This is a genomic window from Zoogloea sp. (genome assembly GCF_023150065.1).
GTDB lineage: Bacteria > Pseudomonadota > Gammaproteobacteria > Burkholderiales > Rhodocyclaceae > Zoogloea.
In genome coordinates, this window is the sequence record NZ_JAKLLN010000248.1 from 1 (window position 1) to 509 (window position 509).

Sequence of the window (509 nt, forward strand, 5' to 3'; positions counted from 1 at the left end):
GCCAGGATCTCGCCGGCCTTCACGCTGAAGTTCATGGCGTTGTTGGCAACGAGGCCGCCGAATTTGCGGGTGACGTCCTTCACCTCGAGGAGCGTCTCGCCGCGGGTCGGCATCGTCCGGCGCGGCAGCGCGGCGGCGGAATCCGACACCACCTTGGGCGCGGCCTTCACCCGCAGCACACGCAGCACCGCCGGCCACAGGCCTTCCCGCGCCCGGTGCAGGATGAGCAGCAGCAACATGCCGAAGATGATGATCTCGAAGTTGCCCGAATGGCCGAACACCCGCGGCAGGAAATCCTGCAGCCACTGGTTGAGCAGCGTCACCAGCCCGGCGCCCACCACCGCGCCCCACACGTAACCGGCGCCGCCCACCACCGCCATGAAGAGGTACTCGATGCCGTGGTGCAGCCCGAAGGGCGACGGATTCACCAGCCGCTGCATGTGGGCGTACAGCCAGCCGGCCGCCGCCGCGTGCAGCGCCGCGATCACGAAGATCACGATGCGCGAGCG

1 pseudogene is annotated in these 509 nt (G+C 68.8%); it reads right to left on the minus strand.

The window, feature by feature from the left end:
* A pseudogene (locus L6Q67_RS24515) lies at positions 1-509 on the minus strand (metal-dependent hydrolase); the annotation flags it as partial.